Source organism: Priestia sp. TRN 1309 (assembly GCF_050846875.1).
Lineage (GTDB): Bacteria > Bacillota > Bacilli > Bacillales > Bacillaceae_H > Priestia > Priestia zanthoxyli.
In genome coordinates this window covers 522,344-539,536 of sequence record NZ_JBOZGM010000003.1, presented here as the reverse complement: position 1 = coordinate 539,536, position 17,193 = coordinate 522,344, and the positions used below count along the sequence as shown (strand labels likewise).

Here is a 17,193-nt window from a genome sequence, read left to right as displayed (position 1 = left end):
TCATTTAATTAACGTTTCTGCCTTTTGTTCTTGATTGACCAGCACTGTATCACGGTAATTTTTACCCCAATCGTACATGGCTGTTAAAATAGGCATTAAACTTTCTCCTTCTTTTGTAAGTGAGTATTCGACTTTAGGTGGTACGACAGGATAAACTTTACGGTTAACAATTAGATCTTCTTCCAGTTCCCGCAGCTGGTTAACCAGCATGCGCGGCGTAATATCAGGAATAAGCGATTTTAGTTCCCCGAACCGTTTTGTTCCTTCACGTCCTAAGTGCCATAGTATCAGCATCTTCCATTTTCCGCCGATAATAGCAAGCGTTAATTCTTTTTCACAGTTAAATTCCTTATTAAGCTGGCTCAATTGTTTCACCCCTATGACCAATAGTATAAAATTTCTTTTACAGTACTTCTTATTATACCGGTGCTGACAATCCTTTTACAAAAATCCGGCTTGTATCTTTCCATTAAAAAATTTAGCTTTTTTTACTATATAGTTATTCTTGACTAGTGAGATATAAAAGGTGGCCTTTAGTCATGTTTTTTATTTTTAACGAATTCAATTGTTTAAATATAAAAAAAGATGGGAAATCACTCAATAACGATGCTAAAGGAGGCAGTAAAAATGGAAAGAAACCGATCTGAATTACAAAACCCTGCTTTAAGCAACAGCGCAGGCATCAACAACGATGTAGGAATTAATAACAATCCACAGACAGCTAATAGCACTGCTGCTGTTAGCACCACGGGGAAAAGCTACAGCAGCAAGCTAGTAAAAGGTGTTGTTGTCGGGGCAGTTGTAGGTGGATGTATAACATTACTTGATAATAAAACTCGCTCATCTGTTAAAAGAAGAGCCGTTACATTAAAGGACTCTTCTGCAAACATGATTAATCAAGTAAAAGAGAACCCTCAAGAAACAAAAGAAAAAATGGTGCAGCAAATGAAAAATGCATCGAATCTTTTAAAAGATGCAATTAATGATGCCAAACATTTGTACGAGCGTGTAAATGAAGATTTCTTTAAGCAAGCAGAAGATGTGAAAAGCGTTACGCATGATGCAAAATCAACGGTAGAAGATGCTAAAAGTGATTTACAGCAAATTGGTGAAAAAGTGAAAGATGCAACTTCTGAAATAAGTAAGGAAAAGATGACGCCGGACGAAAAACCAGAATCTGAGCGTGAAAGAACATATCAGTCTATTCACTAAGAAGGAGATGTTAACTGTGAGTCAAATGAATGAAGGAACTACAAAAGACATGAATAAAATTGAAGAAACGGTAGATAATTTAGGGACGGAGAAAAAAGAAGCAATTTTGCAGAATTTTGATACGTTTACTGATTATTTAACTCAAAAAGTTCATGTCGGTAAAAAGCTCGGGTTAAATGAGGAACAATTAGCAGCTGCTACAAAAAAAGTGGCTAGCTATTTAGCCAAAAATGAGGAGCCTCGAAACCGAGAAGAAAAAGTCCTTCATGAGTTATGGAAAGTCAGCAGTGAAGAGGAAAAGGAAGTCCTTTCTCATCTCATTTTAAAACTAGTTGCGTAACATTAAAAAAGCATCCCGTCTATCAGGATGCTTTTTTAATGTATTAAGATGATTGATTTTGAGCTTCTTGAATCGTTTTATCCCAGTCAATACCGCAATCATCCGTTGCACAAGAAGATTGCTGTGCGCAGCTTGCACATTTTCCCTGAGTACTCTTGCGGAAGAATTTTGTCATATGATAAAGGGCATACCCAAAAATCAAAACCCCAATTAAAATGTTAATAATCAATGTTATTCACTCCTTTTAAGAAAAACCAAGTACTTTTCCAATAGTGTGTACAAGCAAAGCTACGAGATAAGCGACAACCAAAGGGTAGGCCACAGCAAATGCTGTCCATTTTAATGAGCCGGTTTCTCGTCGAATAACAGCGACGGTTGCTAGACACGGAACATAAAGAAGAACAAACACCATAAACGTATAGGCTGTTAGCGGTGTAAAGAATGTCTTCATTGTGTCGCCAAGCTGTCCTTCTTGTACTTTATAAATGATGCTCATAGTTGAAACAACCACTTCTTTCGCTAGGAAGCCTGTAATCAGTGATGCTACAGCTTGCCATGTCGCAAAACCTAAAGGGATAAATAGAGGAGCGATAGCACCTCCAATAATAGCCATAAAGCTATTTTCCATATCTACTCCAAAACCGCCAGGGCCAGCGTAAGATGATAGCCAGATAAATACAGAGCCAGCTAAAATAACCGTACCTGCTTTTCGGACGAAATTTCGGCCTTTTTCCCACGTGCTTCTCCAAAGAGTCTTGGCTTGAGGTACGCGGTAAGGAGGAAGTTCAACAATAAAAGTTGATTGTTCGTCTTTAAGAAGCGTTACTGATAAAATTTTCGTTACAACAAGTGCTAAAATAATGCCAAGCAAGTACATAGAAAACACCACAGCTGCTCCGTTTTGCACAAAAAAAGCACCTACAAACAAAGCGTATACAGGAAGACGTGCTGAGCAGCTCATAAATGGATTGACTAAAATGGTCATAAGGCGCTCTTTTCGCTGTTCAATTGTACGCGCGGCCATAATCCCCGGTACGTTACATCCAAAGCTAATAATCATCGGAATAAATGCTTTTCCGTTCAAACCGAAAAATTCCATTATACGATCCATTACTACAGCGATTCTAGCCATGTATCCTGAATCTTCAAGCAGTGAAATGAAAAAGAACAGGACAAAAATTTGTGGTACAAATACCAGTACGCCGCCTACTCCTGCAATAATGCCATCCACAATTAAATCGTGAATAAATGGAGCAGCACCAGCTGCATTTAAAAGAGAATCAGCGCCTTCACTAAGCGTTCCGCCAAAGAAGCCGTCCAGTTTATCAGAAAGCGGAACGCCAATCCACGTAAACGTAATATTAAAAATCAAATACATTAAGCCAAGAAAAATAGGGAGACCAAGCCACTTATGCGTCACAATTCGATCGATTCGATCCGTGAAAGTTAAAGGTGTTTCGCTGCCCTTTATGATACACTCGCTCGAAATGCGTTCAATAAATGTCGTACGCACGTCGAAGAAATGCTCACTAAGCGGCTTGTTTATTTTTTGTGCAGCGGCTTTTCGCAGCTCAAGCAGCTCTGAGTAACTCGCTTTTTCTTTTAATGTTGATTCGATTACGCTATTTTCCGCTAAGAACTGAATGGCCATCCATCTGCTGACGTCCGCTTTTGTTTGAATCATATGAATTGCTTGTTCAGCGGTTTCCCCATAATTTAATTGAAATGAAGGGGCTTTTAAATCTTGCTTCAAAGTAGAGAGCAGATCGTTAATTCCTTTTCCATTACGGGCAACAATCGCTGAAACCGGAATATGTAATGATTTGCTAAGCTTCTCCAAATTAAAAGTCAATCCGCGTTTTTCCGCTACATCAATCATATTTAAGCCGATTACTAATGGCTTTCCATATTCCAATGCTTGAATAGTGAGATGCATGCTTCTTTCAAACTGAGAAGCGTCTACAATATTCAGCATACTGTTAAATTCTCCGGTTAACAAAAAGTTAGTTACCACTGCTTCATCTGAAGAAAGAGGAGTAAAGTCATACACACCCGGCAAATCAACCAGCTGGCTGTTTTGCTTTTTAATAGATCCAACTTTCTTTTCAACGGTTACACCGCTCCAGTTTCCTACGTATTCATAGGAATCTGTTAATATATTGAATAAAGAAGTTTTTCCTGTGTTTGGATTTCCTAAAAGTGCAATTGTACTCATGCTGTCTCAACCTCAATTTTGGCCGCATCGCGTTTTCGGATGCTAATCATTTGACCTTGACATTCAATAATACAAGGTCCTCCTAAGATGGTTTTTTGCTTCATACATAGTTCGCAGCCTTTTTTTACTCCAAAAGAAAGAAGGCGGCGTTCTAATGATCTATCTAAAAATTCAATGTTTTTAACTTTTACTTTGTCGCCAATACTCACGGTAGTTAAATTCATCATTCAGCACTCCTGTTAATGATAATCATTTTCAATTTGTATCTATCTCGATTATACATAAGGTTCTAAAATCAATCAATGCTTCTAGAGCGTTACAATTAAAAATATATATTTATAACTATATTTTTCAGGTGAAATTATGTACGATTTTAGCAGTAAATTGTCAGGAGGGATGTGAGTGGAGGTAATCATTCGCAAAATGAGAAAAGAAGATATTACGTCTGTTCAATACGTCGCAAAGATGAGTTGGTATGATACATATGAAGGAATTATTCCTAGAAGCGTTCAGAATCGGTTTCTTTCAGAAGCATACTCCAATAAAAGGCTGCTGTGGCGCTTGCGTAATTCGTTCATTTATGTAGCAACTATTGATGAGAAAATCGTAGGATACGCTAACTTTTTCCGACTACAAAACAGAGGGGAAATAGAACTAGGATCTATCTATATACTGCCTGCTTATCAAGGAAAAGGAATCGGTTCGCAATTGTTAGAAAAAGGAATGAAGCGCTCGAAGGAATTAAAAATCGTTTACATTAACGTAGAAAGGGAAAACGGAATAGGCCGTGCATTTTATCAATCAAAAGGTTTCCAGCTTGTGGATGAATTTGATGATGAATTTGACGGGCATTTATTAAGAACGATGCGAATGAAACTCATGATTTAAGCCTGATATTTAGTGTGAACGTTATCTTAAAAAGCTGATTTTAAACTTTCTGCTAAAATCAGCTTTTAATTACAGAATAACGATTGACCTTATTCTTGTGAATATGGTAACATTAATCAGAACTTCATGACCGAAAATGTTTTTCGGTCAAACAGTCAGGCGGAAGTAAGGATTATTGGAGGCTAAAAAACATGAATATGATTAAAGGAGAATGGAAAAAAATCTTTTCCAAACCAATGACTATTGTTGTGATTTGCGGATTGTTATTTGTTCCATTACTTTATAATGTCATCTTTTTATCTGCTTACTGGGATCCATATGGAAAAACAGATCAAATTCCAGTTGCAGTGGTAAATGAAGATAAAGGTGCTACGTTAGATGGAAAGAAATTGAATGTTGGTCGTGATTTTGTTGATGATTTAAAGAAAAACGATAAATTTGACTGGAAATTTACGAACAAAGAAAAAGCGTTAGAAGGCTTAAAGAACGAAGACTACTATCTAGTTTTAGAAATTCCAAAGAATTTCTCTAAAAATGCAACAACATTAATGGATGAGAATCCTAAAAAAATGAAATTTATCTACCATACAAATGCCGGAAAGAACTATTCAGGCGCTCAAATTAGCTCAAATGCAGTAGCTAAAATCAATGATCAGATTAAAGAAGCAGTCACAAAGCAGTATGCTGAAACGGTATTTGACAGCTTTAAGCAAGTAGCGGACGGTCTTCAAAAAGCAAGTGACGGTGCAGGAGAGCTAGAAGATGGCTCGAAAACGCTGCGAGATAACATGAAGAAACTAGCAGACAGCACGGTTACGTTTGAAGACGGTACAGCTAAATTGGCAAATGGATTAGCGGATGCACGAAAAGGAGCAACTGATCTAAATGCCGGTGCAGCTAAGCTACTAAACGGTGCGGACACAATTAATGAAAACTTAGGCAGCCTAAACAGCGGTTTAGGGAAGCTAGAAAGTGGAAGCGGACAGCTTTATGCGGCTTCTAAAGAACTTGAAACAGGTGCAGGGAAGCTTAGCACTGGGTTGGGAAAACTACAAGACGGAACTGAAAAACTGCAAGGTGGGACCAAAAAACTCCAAGATGCTACAAAGCAACTTAATGAAGGAACAAAAACACTTCAAGGGAAACTACCGCAGTTCACAAGCGGCTTAAATCAAGTAGATGCTGAAGTGAGCAATGTGACGCAGCAAATTAATCAAGCGGAACAGGAAATCACTCAGATTAAACAGCAGGTAGACTCAAAAAAGGCGGAGTTTGAACAGCAGCAGCAAGCTCTCATTGACAGCATTAACAGCAACGAATCTATTCCCGATGAGCAAAAACAAACGCTGATTGCAGGAATTAAAAAGCTAACGTCTCAGCAGTTTATGGATGAACAGCAGCAAAAAGCAGAGCAGCTAAAAGCAAAAGTAGATAAAGTGCAAGAGTTATCAGCAGCGCTTCAAAAGCTGTCTAAAGGCGGAGAAGATATTCAAAGCGCCATTAATAAAATTGCTGACGGTCAAAATCAGTTGTACAATGGTCAAACTCAGTTATACAACGCACAGACTCAGTTATACAATGGTCAAACTCAATTATATAACGGTGCTGTTAAGCTAGCAGACGGTGAAAAGCAGTTCAACAGCAAATTTGCAGAGCTAAACAGCGGTATAGCTGACGCTCATACAGGAGCTGGAAAGCTTGCTGACGGACAGCAGCAACTTGTGGATGGACTTAAAAAATCTGAACAAGGAAGCGCAGCGCTAGCAAATGGTTTAACGCAGCTAGAAAACGGGGCAACCAAATTAGCAAATGGTTCTAAAGAGTTAACAAATGGTTCATCCAAACTATATGACGGTTCATCTAAATTATCAGATGGAACAAGCGAGCTTCATTCATCTTTAGCGGATGGTGCAAAAGATGCAAAAGATGTTAAAGCAGATGATAAAACATACAGCATGTTTTCAAATCCAACGGATTTAAAATCAGATAAACAAAATAACGTAGATAAGTACGGTGTCGGATTAGCTCCATACATCTTATGTATTGGCTTGTTTGCGGGAACATTAATGTTTTCAGCGGTGTACCCAATGAAAGAGCCATCAATTCGACCGACATCAGGTATTTCGTGGTTCTTAAGTAAGTTTAGTGTCATCACTATTGTAGGTATGCTGCAAGCAGCGATTGCTGTTACAGCTCTTCTTTGGGGCTTGCATTTAAACGTAACAAGCATTTGGCACTTCTATATCTTTACCATGATTACAGGTGTAACGTTCTTTACACTGATCTTGTTCTTAACAACAGGGTTAGGAAAAGTAGGGCAGTATTTAGCCTTTATTATTCTGCTGCTTCAAATTGGCGGCAGTGCAGGTACATTCCCTAAAGCACTTGTGCCGGAATTCTTCCAGGCAATCAATCCATACTTGCCTATGACCTATGCAATTCGCGGTTTCCGTGAAATTATTTCAATTGGTGATGATTTCGGCTATGTATGGCATCAGGCTGGCGTACTTGGAATCTTTGCAGCAATCTTCATCACTCTTTCATTGATAATGTTTTATATCAATGCCAGAAAAGAGAAGCATCACACAGAGGAAGAGGCAGCAGCCTAATTTAACTAATAGAAAAAGAGAGTTCCAGTTTAAAAAGGAACTCTCTTTTTCTTTATGTTAGTATAGGTTTACGTGTAAAAGAGGGGAATGTGAATGCATGCAGCTTACAAAATTTGCGGTGTATGAAAGTGATCGTGTGAAAAAGTGGCAGGAAGGGCTGAAAGAATGGGACGGTTCAATATCGGAACGGATGATAAATGACAAAGCGGAAGATGAATTTTGGCAGCAATATCTAGAAAAAATGTCTTTTGATTCAGAAAACGATCCTGTAGTGAAACAGCTTCAGCAAGAACTTCTTGCTTTTTTGAATCCAAGTGACTCTGTCATGGAAATTGGCCCTGGCTGGGGAAATTATACGTTTTCAATTGCGGATTATGTAAAAGAACTTACGTGTATGGATTGTTCGCCAAGCATCATCCGCTACTTACAAAAACAATCAAATGCCCGCTCTAATCTAAAGTTTATAGAAGGTAAATGGGAGTATGAGCGTCTAACAGATAACTATGACGTGGTAGTAGGAATAAACTGCTTTTATCGTATGCATAATATTGTCGATGGTCTCTTAAATATGAATGATTCGGCTAATCGTTTGGCGGTTATCGGCATGTCAGCGGGTCCAGAAAAGCCTCATTACGTAGAGTTACATAGAAAACTTGGGTACGAGATTAAATGGCGCCGTAAGGAATATATTGACTTACTAAATATTTTATATGAACTGGGTATTTACGCAGATTGTAAGCTGGTTCCTATAACCAAAACGGTAACGTATGAGACGTACGAAGATCTCATCAAGAAGAACTCGACAAAGCTGCTTTCGAAAGATGTTGACAAATTAGAAACTGAGAAGATTATTTTACAGCATGTAAAGAAAATAAATGGCACATATGAATATACGTATCAATATCATATGGCTTTTATTTATTGGAAACCGATAAAAAGAACCCGTTGATTTTTATTCAACGGGTTCTTTTTAGTAGTGATAAAGCTGTAATTTAGAATAAATAATATTAAAATCGTCGCCGCTTAGAAGAACTTTCAATTCCAGCTTCTTCACGGTATTTAGCTACTGTTCTTCTTGAAATTTGAATTCCTTCGCTGGAAAGAAGAGACATGAGCTTTTGATCTGAAAGAGGTTTTAATTTATTTTCTTCGGCAATTAATGTTTTAATTTTCTCTTTTATAAAGGCGGTAGAATTGCTTTGTTCGCCATCGGTTCTCTCTAAAGAATTAGTGAAAAAGTATTTTAGTTCAAACAGTCCGCGCGGCGTTTGAATATACTTTCCGTTAGTTGCACGGCTTACCGTTGATTCGTGACAGTCTACTTTTTGAGCAATATCTTTTAAGGTAAGCGGCTTTAGCCCCGAAATACCCATTTCAAAAAAATCTTGCTGATATTCCACAATGGCTTTAGACACGTTGTAAATCGTCGCATTACGCTGCTCAATACTATTAATTAGCCAAGTAGCTTCATGGATTTTTTCCTGTACGTATCGATCGGTTGTTACGCATGCAGAGCGATGAACCAGTTTTTGGTAGGTGCTGTTAATCTCGATGGGCGGAAGCAGCTCGCTATGAAGAATAACATGATAGCGGCCGTCTATTTTTTGTACCGTTACATCAGGCGAAATGTACTTCGTAAGCGGAACATAGAAATCTCCTGCTGGACGAGGATTCAATGTCCGCAAGCAGTCAACAATTTCTTGTACTTCGCGCATTGAAATAGAGTATTTTTTTGAAATGTTCCGATATTTTTTGTTAGCAATATCTTCAATATCGTGTTTCACCACATCATATAAAAGAGGAGGCTTTGACTTTTTGGCCTTAATTTGAATAAGCAGTGAATCGACAAAGTTTTGAGCGCCCACTCCGATTGGATCAAAGCTTTGTAAAACGTGAATCATATCGTTGACTTCGTCAATTGAAACGTTAAGCAGTTCGGCTGCCAATTTTGGTTCAATTGCTAAAAAGCCGTTTTTATTTAAGTTTCCAATTAGAAATTGAACGATGTGTTTTTGCTGTGAGTGTAAATGATTTAGCATAGACAGCTGCTCTAATAAATGGCTCTCTAATGTCACAGTTTGATCGGATATATAATTAAACGGATTATACTCGTCATCGGTGTGACCTTTTGAATATGAACGCTGTTCTCGAGTGTTAAATGAATTTTTTTGCTGAGAATCGCCAGCAGACAGTTTAATTACAGGATTTTCATTGACTTGCTCATGAAGATAATGAACTAAATCGGCCGTAGAATAATTTAAAATGTTGATAGACTGACGTAATTCAGGTGTCATGGCCAATTTTAATAGTTGTTTTTGAGATAAATCTAAACCTAATTGCATCATTGAATCACCTATCATTCTTGAGTTTTATTTCGACAATTCTGGCTGCATCGTTCGACATCATCATATATGAAAATGCGAAAGAATTCTATAGTGTTGTCAGATGTTCTTACACAAGGGCGACTCATAAGAAAGAGTAGGGAAATAGATAAAACAACCGAATAGCTCTTCCCAGCAGCTATTCGGTTATTTTAACAAAGCTGCTAGGAGAACTTAGCTGCAATTTGGGGTGTTTCCCATTCTTCTATCTCCCCATGCGCACATCATATTTAAAATTTCTCGTAAGGTTTCGCCTTCTTCACTGAGTGAGTACTCTACTTTAGGAGGAACTTCATTGTATACTTTTCTATTAACTACACCGTCTTTTTCTAATTCTTTTAGCTGTTGAGACAGCATTTTTTTAGTAATAGCAGGCATAGCTCGCTGAAGTTCGCTAAAACGTTTTTCGCCTTCTTTTAAGAGGCATAAAATAACGACTTTCCATTTCCCGCCGATTACTTCAAGTGTTGCTTCAACAGGTACATTATAGTGGGGTGCTTTCACCGCTAATCCTCCATTCATAAACAGATATGAAATATGGATATAATAATTTAATATCCATAGACCTAGGTTACCGGGAAGGTACCTGGTTACATGAAAGTGCCGTCTTTTGTAAACAACATGTATTTATTATACTGAAAAAGAACTTTTAATTGAAGGAAGAAATGTAAAAGGGGAGATCTTGATGAAAGCTTTACTGCTAGAAGGCAAAGGGAAAGTAAGTGAGATGAAAGTCGGAAATATCCAAAAGCCGCATCCAGCTAAAGGTGAAATTTTAGTTAAAATTAAAGCTACTGCCTTGAACCCTGTAGATTATAAAACAGGAAACGGCGGTAATCCCAGTTGGACATACCCTCACGTATTAGGACTTGATTCAGCTGGCGTTGTCGAGGAAGTGGGAGAAGAAGTCACAACTGTCAAAATCGGAGACCGCGTTGTATATCATAGCGATTTATCAAAAAAAGGCGGGTTTGCACAGTACGGAGTGACAACAGCTCATACGGTTTCCCTTATTCCACAAGGAGTTTCATTTGAAGACGCTGCAGCTATTCCATGTGCGGGGTATACAGCATATCAAGCATTGTTTCACAAAATGAACGCTTCAAAAGGACAAACGATTTTAATTCACGCAGGTGCTGGAGGGGTTGGAGGGTTTGCCATTCAGCTTGCTAAAAATGCAGGTCTTACAGTGCTTACAACCGCATCTTCTGCCAATCATGAGTTTGTAAAAAGTTTAGGTGCTGACTATGCAATCGACTACCGTAAAGAAGATTTTGTGAAAAAAGTGCTGGAGCTTACCGATGGACTCGGTGTAGATTTAGTCTTGGATACAGTCGGGCGTAACAATGCAGACGAGTCGGTAAAGGCTCTTGCTTTTAATGGTCAAATTGCATTTATCGCAGGACCTCCTAATGTAAATGATGCGATTTCGTTTGCGCATCCACTATCGTTTCATCAAGTTGCATTAGGAAGCGTACATCAGTCTAACAACGTAAAAGAACAGCAAAAACTTGCGGAGATGGGAAATAAAATGCTTTTGCTTTTACAAGAAAATAAGCTGAATGCTCTTGTGGAAAAAGTCATTTCACTAGACGAAGTGCCGGCAGCTTTAGATGAACTGGCGACTCGTCGAGTAAAAGGGAAAATTGTAGCTGTGATAGATAAATGATAGAGCGAAAAAGAGCTTGAGAAAAAAGTATTTTAGTTGAAGTAAAAAACGAACTATTGATCAATAGTTCGTTTTCTCGTCTTTAGATTGGATTGGGTTAAGTTATGTTCCAGCCTCTTTTAAATCGTAAACTGCTGAGTATAGAGCTTGTGGTAAAAACCTTGTTTCTCTAATAGCTCGTGATGATTTCCTTTTTCAATAATCTGTCCGTCTTTTAAGACAAGAATTTGATTTGCATTTTCAATCGTTTTGAGGCGGTGGGCAATTACAAAGCTTGTTTTTCCTTTTAATAGATTACTCATTCCTTTTTGAATATCAATTTCTGTTTTTGTATCAATATTGGAAGTAGCTTCGTCTAAAATTAAAATATCACAGTCAGAGAGCATGGCTCGGGCAATCGATAAGAGTTGCTTTTGACCTTCACTTAAATTTCCTCCACCGGCTGAAATCACGGTATCGTATTGCTGCGGCAGGTGCTTGATAAAAGAATGAGCATTTGCCATTTTTGCTGCGCTTTTCACTTCTTCATCGCTGGCATCTAACCGGCCGAATCGAATGTTATCCGCAATCGTACCGGAAAATAAATAGGTATCCTGAAGAACAATGCCAATTCGATTTCGTAAATCATGGATGTTATAGTCACTGATGGAACGGCCGTCAATTTTAATGTCTCCGTTTGCGATGTCATAAAATCGTGTGAGCAAGTTAATGATTGTTGTTTTACCAGAACCTGTAGGACCGACCAAAGCAACCATTTCACCTTTTTTTGCTGTAAGTGTAACATTTTTTAAAATCATTTTTTCGTCAGTATAGCCAAATGATACGTTCTCAAAAGCAACGTCTCCTGCAAATTTTGTAACAGAAAGAGCGTTTGGCTTGTTTGTGACGTCCGGCTGCTCATCCATAATCGCAAACACGCGCTCTGCGCCGGCAATAGCCGAAAGAATAGTGTTTACTAAGTTTGCCATTTGACTGATTGGGCGAGAGAACTGACGTGAGTAGTTAACAAATGAAGCGATCATCCCAACTGTAACGCTACCTTGAACAGCCATAAATGCTCCTGCTCCAATCACTAGTGCTAAGCCTAAGTTGTTAATAAAGTTTGTGACAGGACCTAAAAAGCCTGAAAATGTTTCTGCTTTTGTTGCTGAACTTCTCAGCTGTTCATTTCGTTCATTAAAAACAGTTAAAAAATCTTTTTCCTTACTAAAAAGCGTAACAACTTCTCCTCCAGAGATTGCTTCTTCTACAAAGCCGTTTAGCTCACCTAAGTCTTTTTGGCGTTTGACAAAATTTTCACTGCTTCGTTTTAATATTTGTCGAACGATTATAACCATTAATGGAATAACAATCAGTGTGATAATGGCAAGAATCCAGTTGAGCGAGAACATCGCAATGGTAATACCGACTAGAGATAAAATAGAGGACAGAGCCTGAATAACGCTTTGACTCAGAGCGTTATTCAGGTTATCAATATCATTCGTAACCCGGCTCATTAACTCTCCGTGAGCTCGCTTATCAAAAAAGCGAAGAGAGAGAGTTTGAAGCTTTGCAAATAAATCTTGGCGGAGCATTCCGATGGTCGTAAACGAAACGTTTACCATTAAATAGGTTTGCAGCCATGTTAACAAAGATGTCGTAATGTAAATTCCTGCAAGAGTGAGTGACATTCGTATCGTTCCGCTGATATCTTTGGGAATAATATGCTCGTCAATAATAACCCCAATTAAATAAGGGCCTAATAAATTAAGCAGGGAAGTCACAATAACTAAGATGATCGCAGCCACAAGCGGAGGCTTTCGTTTTCCCATATATGACCAGATTCTATATAGTGTTTTTTTCGCATTCTTTGGCTTCACTACAGGACCCTTCATCATGCCTCTAGGGCCGCGAATAGAGCTCATTTGATTTTTACCTTGATTATTCACTAGGCAACACCTCTTTTCCGCCTTGTGCTAGATAAATGTCGTAATAAAGAGAGTGGTGACGAAGCAATTCTTCATGAGTCCCTTGTTCAGCAATTTTGCCTTCATCCATGACGATAATATGATCAGCGTGAAGAAGAGACGAAATTTTAGACGCAATAATAATGACGGTCGCATCGGAAAACTCTTCTTTTAAATGTGTTAGTACCTGCGCTTCTGAGACAGCATCCAACGCGGAAGTTGCATCATCAATGACCAATATAGCAGGCTTTCTAACAAATGCACGCGCGATTGAAAGACGCTGCTTTTGCCCTCCTGATAAGTTGGTTGCTCCTCGCGTTAAAGGATACTCATATTTTTCTGGGAGTTTTTCAATAAACTCCGTTGCGCATGCAAAAGCTGCAGCATCTTCAATTTCTGAGGAAGAAGCATGATCGTTTCCCATTCGAATATTCATATCAATCGTTCCGGTAAACAGTGTAGCTTTTTGAGGAATAAACCCAATGGATGAGCGAAGCTCTTTTACGTCATAGTTTGTCAGATTTTTTCCATCTACAAAAATTTCGCCGCCATCAGGATCATATAAGCGCGAAATAAGTTTTGCAAGCGTCGATTTTCCGCTTCCAGTAGAGCCAATAATGCCAATAGTTTCCCCGTGTTTAGCAGTAAATGAAATATCTTTTAATACGTTTTCTCCATTTTTACTGTAGCTGTATGTAACGTTTTGAAACGATAGATCACCTTTAAGCCTGTTGATTTGAGCAGCAGAGTTTGCTGGAGGAATGTCTATTTTTGTTTTTAAAACAGAATCGATTCGTTCAGCTGAAGGGAATGCACGTGTAATTTGCATCAGCACCATGCTGCTTGACATAAGTCCGTTTAAAATAATCGTTAAGTAATTAATAAAAGCTAAAATCACACCTGCTTCAATTTTTCCTGCTTCAACTTGAAGTCCACCCAGCCATAGAGTAGCTACCATGCCGATATTTACTACAAATAAAATAACGGGCATTAAAAGCGAAATAAGCTGAACAGCACTCATATTAGCTTGCGTCAAGGAGCTGTTTGCTTCTTTAAACTGATTGATTTCATATGATTCTCTTACATACGCTTTTACTACGCGCATCCCTGATAAATTTTCTTGGACTTTTGTGTTTACACGATCAACGCTTCGCTGAACTTTTTTGAAAAGTTTTCCGGCTTTCGTGATCACAAACCAAATGCATAAAAATAAAATAGGGACGACCACGACGATAATAGGAAACAAAGAACGAGCGGTTAATAACACGATCACAATACTTCCTGCAAAAAGTAAAGGTCCTCTAACTAATACTTTTAGCGTCATATTCAATGCGTTTTGAACACTCGTTACATCATTTGTCATGACGGTGATTAAGTGACCAGTCCCTAGTTTATCTCTGTTGCTGTTTGAGAGGTTTTCAATCTTTTCAAAAAGCGATTTTCGAATATCGGTAGAAAAATTTACTGCTGCTTTTGTGCTAAGGATGGCGCAGACGATACCAGCAGCTAAGCCAATGATTGCTAACATAAGCATAAGGATACTTCGGGTGATAACATATGTTTGATTGTTGTTTGCAATGCCATAATCAATGATATGCTGCATAATAGTAGGCTGAAGAAGGTCAGCTAACACTTCAATGACCATCAATAGCGGGGCAAACAGCGCGAGCCATTTGTAAGGTTTTAAGTAAGGGTATAAAGATTTAATTGTATTCACACATTGTGGCACTCCTTTCTGTAAAAAATATGGTAACATAGAATAAGTTTAGAAGTTTGTTTCAAGCACCATTTATTATACGCCAATGCAAGCAGAAATCCACTTTTTGAGAGGGTCAGGTATGCAATGAATCAAACATTACGAGTACATCATCCACTTTTTGGATCTTTGTTATATGACTCGGCCTGGGTTGGAGAAAAACAGGTCACTTTCTTTGGACAACAACAACATGTGTTGCTGACAATTGATGGAGATAAAGAGAAGCCATTTCAAAAACGGCAAGAAGAGGCTTTTCAAGCATTTTGGCTTCAAAGCGAATTATTGTTAAAGAGGACGGAAAAAGCTCTTTTTGATTATTATCAACAGGTGCGAGATGAATACAGAACTCAAGTTGAAAAAGACGTGGTAGACTTATTAGTTCCGAATGTAAAAAAGCGAAAAGACATCGGTTTTTTAGTTGAGTGTATTCAAATCTTTGTTCCTGAAGCACACCATGATACAAGAGAAGTTGGTTTGTTTTTTGAATGTACGTGGGAAGAAGAGCATATGTTAGCTGTAAAGTTTAGAAATGAACAAATTGCCGCTATTGGCTTACAAGAAGATTTATTCTAGTAAAAAGCCTTGAAGCAACCTGCTTCAAGGCTTTTTGGCATTAATGTTTGACAGGCTCTTCGATTCCCATACCTGTATTTGCTTTTACTAAAATCTCATCAAATTTCTTTTCGTCTGCTTTTTTAGACGAAAGAAGTGTTCCTATAAAAGCAGCTAAGAAGCCTAGAGGAATGGAGATAATACCAGGGTTTGTTAATGTGATGAGCGGCTCACCTACAAAGATAGCAGCTCCAGGCTCAGGTGCCCACACGTTTGGACTAATGGCAACTAAAAACAGTGAGCTGAATAGTCCAACCAGCATGCCAGTGACTGCTCCTGCTGTATTAAAACGTTTCCAAAAAATAGTAAGAAGAATAATTGGCAAGTTAGCGCTCGCTGCTACGGCAAATGCAAGTGCAACTAAAAATGCTACGTTCATGTTTTGAGCAAATAATGCAAGAATAATAGATAGAATGGATACTCCAATAGAAGCCCATCGTGCAGCCACTACCTGTTCTTTTTCAGTTGCAGCCCCTTTACGGAGAATATGACTATAAAAGTCGTGAGCGAATGCTGAAGCTGCTGAGAGCACCAGCCCAGCTACAACAGCTAAAATCGTAGCAAAAGCTACAGCTGAGACAAACGCAAAGAGAAAGTCTCCGCCAAGAACTTGAGCGAGCAGGGGAGCTGCCATGTTTCCTGCTGCATTTGCTTTGATAATATCATCGTACCCTACGAATGCAGCAGCACCGAACCCTAAAAAGATTGTCATAATGTAAAAAACGCCAATGATCCACGTTGCATAAATAACAGACTTTCGTGCGGTGATGGCATCTTTTACTGTAAAGAAACGAATAAGGATATGAGGAAGGCCTGCTGTACCAAGAACAAGAGCTAAATTCAACGAAATCATGTCCAGCGGATTTTTGAATTTATTTCCTGGATTTAAAAATCCGTCGCCAAGAGGAGTTGCGGTTTTCATCTCAGAAAACATTTTAGCAAAGCTAAAATCAAATTTTGAAAATACAATAATGGAAATAATGAACGTACCAATCATGAGAAGCAAGGCTTTGACAATCTGCACCCAGCTGGTCGCCGTCATGCCTCCAAATACAACGTAAACCGTCATCAACACGCCGACAATCAAGACAGAATACACGTAATCTAGACCAAGTAATAAATGAATTAATGCTCCTGCTCCAACAAGCTGCGCAATCATATAAAAAATGGAAATGGTGATCGTGTTTAATGCGGCAACTCCCCGCACTTTCTTTTCGTTAAAACGAGCTGCTATCATATCTGCCATCGTGTACTTTCCTAAGTTGCGAAGTGGTTCAGCTACAATGTATAACACGACGAGATAGGCAACTAAAAAGCCGATGCTGTAAAAAAAACCGTCAAATCCAGAAAGCGCTACCATTCCAGCTATGCCTAAAAATGACGCAGCAGACATATAATCTCCGGCAATCGCCATGCCGTTTTGCCAGCCGGTTAAACTTCCATCTGCTGTATAAAAGTCACTGGTCGTTTTTGTCCGCTTGGATGCCGCATACGTAATGATTAGCGTAAGACCTACAATAGCTAAAAAAAGTGAGAAAGCTAGTACGTTCATTCATTTAACCCCC

General features: G+C 38.6%; 16 protein-coding genes. 7 read left to right on the top strand and 9 right to left on the bottom strand.

Annotated features, from left to right (window positions below; all coding sequences use genetic code 11):
• Positions 1 to 366, bottom strand: coding sequence for a winged helix-turn-helix transcriptional regulator (locus ACRPLQ_RS14900; RefSeq protein ID WP_028412158.1), 366 nt, complete (start codon positions 364 to 366; stop codon positions 1 to 3).
• 261 nt (positions 367 to 627) lie between these two features.
• On the opposite strand from ACRPLQ_RS14900, the gene ACRPLQ_RS14895 reads away from it, so the two are divergent.
• Together ACRPLQ_RS14895 and ACRPLQ_RS14890 are read left to right on the top strand one after the other, a co-directional pair.
• Entirely contained in the window at positions 628 to 1,212 is a 585-nt protein-coding gene (locus ACRPLQ_RS14895) for a hypothetical protein (protein WP_033578155.1), read from the top strand.
• Between the two features lie 16 nt (positions 1,213 to 1,228).
• A complete protein-coding gene (locus tag ACRPLQ_RS14890; protein ID WP_013081917.1) occupies positions 1,229 to 1,552 on the top strand; it encodes a DUF3243 domain-containing protein in 324 nt (107 codons plus the stop codon).
• Positions 1,553 to 1,595: 43 nt separating this feature from the next.
• Here the strand turns inward: ACRPLQ_RS14890 and ACRPLQ_RS14885 are convergent, their stop codons facing one another.
• From ACRPLQ_RS14885 to ACRPLQ_RS14875, 3 genes are read right to left on the bottom strand one after another with little or no spacing between them, the layout of a single operon-like run.
• Positions 1,596 to 1,781, bottom strand: coding sequence for a FeoB-associated Cys-rich membrane protein (locus ACRPLQ_RS14885; RefSeq protein ID WP_013081918.1), 186 nt, complete (start codon positions 1,779 to 1,781; stop codon positions 1,596 to 1,598).
• A gap of 15 nt (positions 1,782 to 1,796) precedes the next feature.
• Positions 1,797 to 3,767 (bottom strand): ferrous iron transport protein B, encoded by a 1,971-nt coding sequence (gene feoB, locus ACRPLQ_RS14880; protein WP_034269633.1) that lies wholly within the window; start codon positions 3,765 to 3,767, stop codon positions 1,797 to 1,799.
• A complete protein-coding gene (locus tag ACRPLQ_RS14875) occupies positions 3,764 to 3,994 on the bottom strand; it encodes a FeoA family protein (protein WP_013055605.1) in 231 nt (76 codons plus the stop codon). The genes feoB and ACRPLQ_RS14875 overlap by 4 nt, the downstream gene beginning before the upstream one ends.
• A gap of 175 nt (positions 3,995 to 4,169) precedes the next feature.
• On the opposite strand from ACRPLQ_RS14875, the gene ACRPLQ_RS14870 reads away from it, so the two are divergent.
• From ACRPLQ_RS14870 to ACRPLQ_RS14860, 3 genes are all read left to right on the top strand, one after another.
• Positions 4,170 to 4,655 (top strand): GNAT family N-acetyltransferase, encoded by a 486-nt coding sequence (locus tag ACRPLQ_RS14870; protein WP_013081920.1) that lies wholly within the window; start codon positions 4,170 to 4,172, stop codon positions 4,653 to 4,655.
• A gap of 191 nt (positions 4,656 to 4,846) precedes the next feature.
• Positions 4,847 to 7,264, top strand: coding sequence for a YhgE/Pip domain-containing protein (locus ACRPLQ_RS14865; RefSeq protein ID WP_034269637.1), 2,418 nt, complete (start codon positions 4,847 to 4,849; stop codon positions 7,262 to 7,264).
• Between the two features lie 97 nt (positions 7,265 to 7,361).
• Positions 7,362 to 8,213, top strand: coding sequence for a class I SAM-dependent methyltransferase (locus ACRPLQ_RS14860; protein WP_033578158.1), 852 nt, complete (start codon positions 7,362 to 7,364; stop codon positions 8,211 to 8,213).
• 58 nt (positions 8,214 to 8,271) lie between these two features.
• Here ACRPLQ_RS14860 and rpoN read toward each other — a convergent pair whose 3' ends face one another.
• On the bottom strand, positions 8,272 to 9,606 hold the full coding sequence (rpoN, locus tag ACRPLQ_RS14855) for an RNA polymerase factor sigma-54 (RefSeq protein WP_034269640.1): 1,335 nt from the start codon (positions 9,604 to 9,606) through the stop codon (positions 8,272 to 8,274).
• A 213-nt stretch (positions 9,607 to 9,819) separates the two neighbouring features.
• A complete protein-coding gene (locus tag ACRPLQ_RS14850) occupies positions 9,820 to 10,167 on the bottom strand; it encodes a winged helix-turn-helix transcriptional regulator (RefSeq protein ID WP_014461394.1) in 348 nt (115 codons plus the stop codon).
• A 163-nt stretch (positions 10,168 to 10,330) separates the two neighbouring features.
• Here ACRPLQ_RS14850 and ACRPLQ_RS14845 point away from each other — a divergent pair, with 163 nt between their 5' ends.
• Complete coding sequence (locus ACRPLQ_RS14845) at positions 10,331 to 11,314, top strand: zinc-binding dehydrogenase (RefSeq protein ID WP_033578159.1); 984 nt, start codon at positions 10,331 to 10,333, stop codon at positions 11,312 to 11,314.
• Positions 11,315 to 11,433: 119 nt separating this feature from the next.
• Here the strand turns inward: ACRPLQ_RS14845 and ACRPLQ_RS14840 are convergent, their stop codons facing one another.
• Positions 11,434 to 13,218 carry an ABC transporter ATP-binding protein gene (locus tag ACRPLQ_RS14840; protein ID WP_028412166.1) on the bottom strand — a complete coding sequence of 595 codons (1,785 nt, stop codon included), beginning with the start codon at positions 13,216 to 13,218 and terminating at the stop codon, positions 11,434 to 11,436.
• 16 nt (positions 13,219 to 13,234) lie between these two features.
• Complete coding sequence (locus ACRPLQ_RS14835) at positions 13,235 to 14,977, bottom strand: ABC transporter ATP-binding protein (RefSeq protein WP_028412167.1); 1,743 nt, start codon at positions 14,975 to 14,977, stop codon at positions 13,235 to 13,237.
• Between the two features lie 126 nt (positions 14,978 to 15,103).
• Here ACRPLQ_RS14835 and ACRPLQ_RS14830 point away from each other — a divergent pair, with 126 nt between their 5' ends.
• Positions 15,104 to 15,589 carry a DUF6985 domain-containing protein gene (locus ACRPLQ_RS14830; protein ID WP_034269643.1) on the top strand — a complete coding sequence of 162 codons (486 nt, stop codon included), beginning with the start codon at positions 15,104 to 15,106 and terminating at the stop codon, positions 15,587 to 15,589.
• A gap of 40 nt (positions 15,590 to 15,629) precedes the next feature.
• Here ACRPLQ_RS14830 and ACRPLQ_RS14825 read toward each other — a convergent pair whose 3' ends face one another.
• On the bottom strand, positions 15,630 to 17,180 hold the full coding sequence (locus ACRPLQ_RS14825) for a solute symporter family protein (RefSeq protein ID WP_028412169.1): 1,551 nt from the start codon (positions 17,178 to 17,180) through the stop codon (positions 15,630 to 15,632).
• Between the last annotated feature and the right edge of the window lie 13 nt (positions 17,181 to 17,193).

Coding starts and splice junctions, on each gene's coding strand:
- ACRPLQ_RS14865 (WP_034269637.1), top strand. CDS start 4,847: ATGAATATGATTAAAGGAGAATGGAAAAAAATCTTTTCCAAACCAATG.
- ACRPLQ_RS14895 (WP_033578155.1), top strand. CDS start 628: ATGGAAAGAAACCGATCTGAATTACAAAACCCTGCTTTAAGCAACAGC.
- feoB (WP_034269633.1), bottom strand. CDS start 3,767: ATGAGTACAATTGCACTTTTAGGAAATCCAAACACAGGAAAAACTTCT.
- ACRPLQ_RS14850 (WP_014461394.1), bottom strand. CDS start 10,167: ATGAATGGAGGATTAGCGGTGAAAGCACCCCACTATAATGTACCTGTT.
- ACRPLQ_RS14860 (WP_033578158.1), top strand. CDS start 7,362: ATGCAGCTTACAAAATTTGCGGTGTATGAAAGTGATCGTGTGAAAAAG.
- rpoN (WP_034269640.1), bottom strand. CDS start 9,606: ATGCAATTAGGTTTAGATTTATCTCAAAAACAACTATTAAAATTGGCC.
- ACRPLQ_RS14830 (WP_034269643.1), top strand. CDS start 15,104: ATGAATCAAACATTACGAGTACATCATCCACTTTTTGGATCTTTGTTA.
- ACRPLQ_RS14825 (WP_028412169.1), bottom strand. CDS start 17,180: ATGAACGTACTAGCTTTCTCACTTTTTTTAGCTATTGTAGGTCTTACG.
- ACRPLQ_RS14840 (WP_028412166.1), bottom strand. CDS start 13,218: ATGAGCTCTATTCGCGGCCCTAGAGGCATGATGAAGGGTCCTGTAGTG.
- ACRPLQ_RS14875 (WP_013055605.1), bottom strand. CDS start 3,994: ATGATGAATTTAACTACCGTGAGTATTGGCGACAAAGTAAAAGTTAAA.
- ACRPLQ_RS14845 (WP_033578159.1), top strand. CDS start 10,331: ATGAAAGCTTTACTGCTAGAAGGCAAAGGGAAAGTAAGTGAGATGAAA.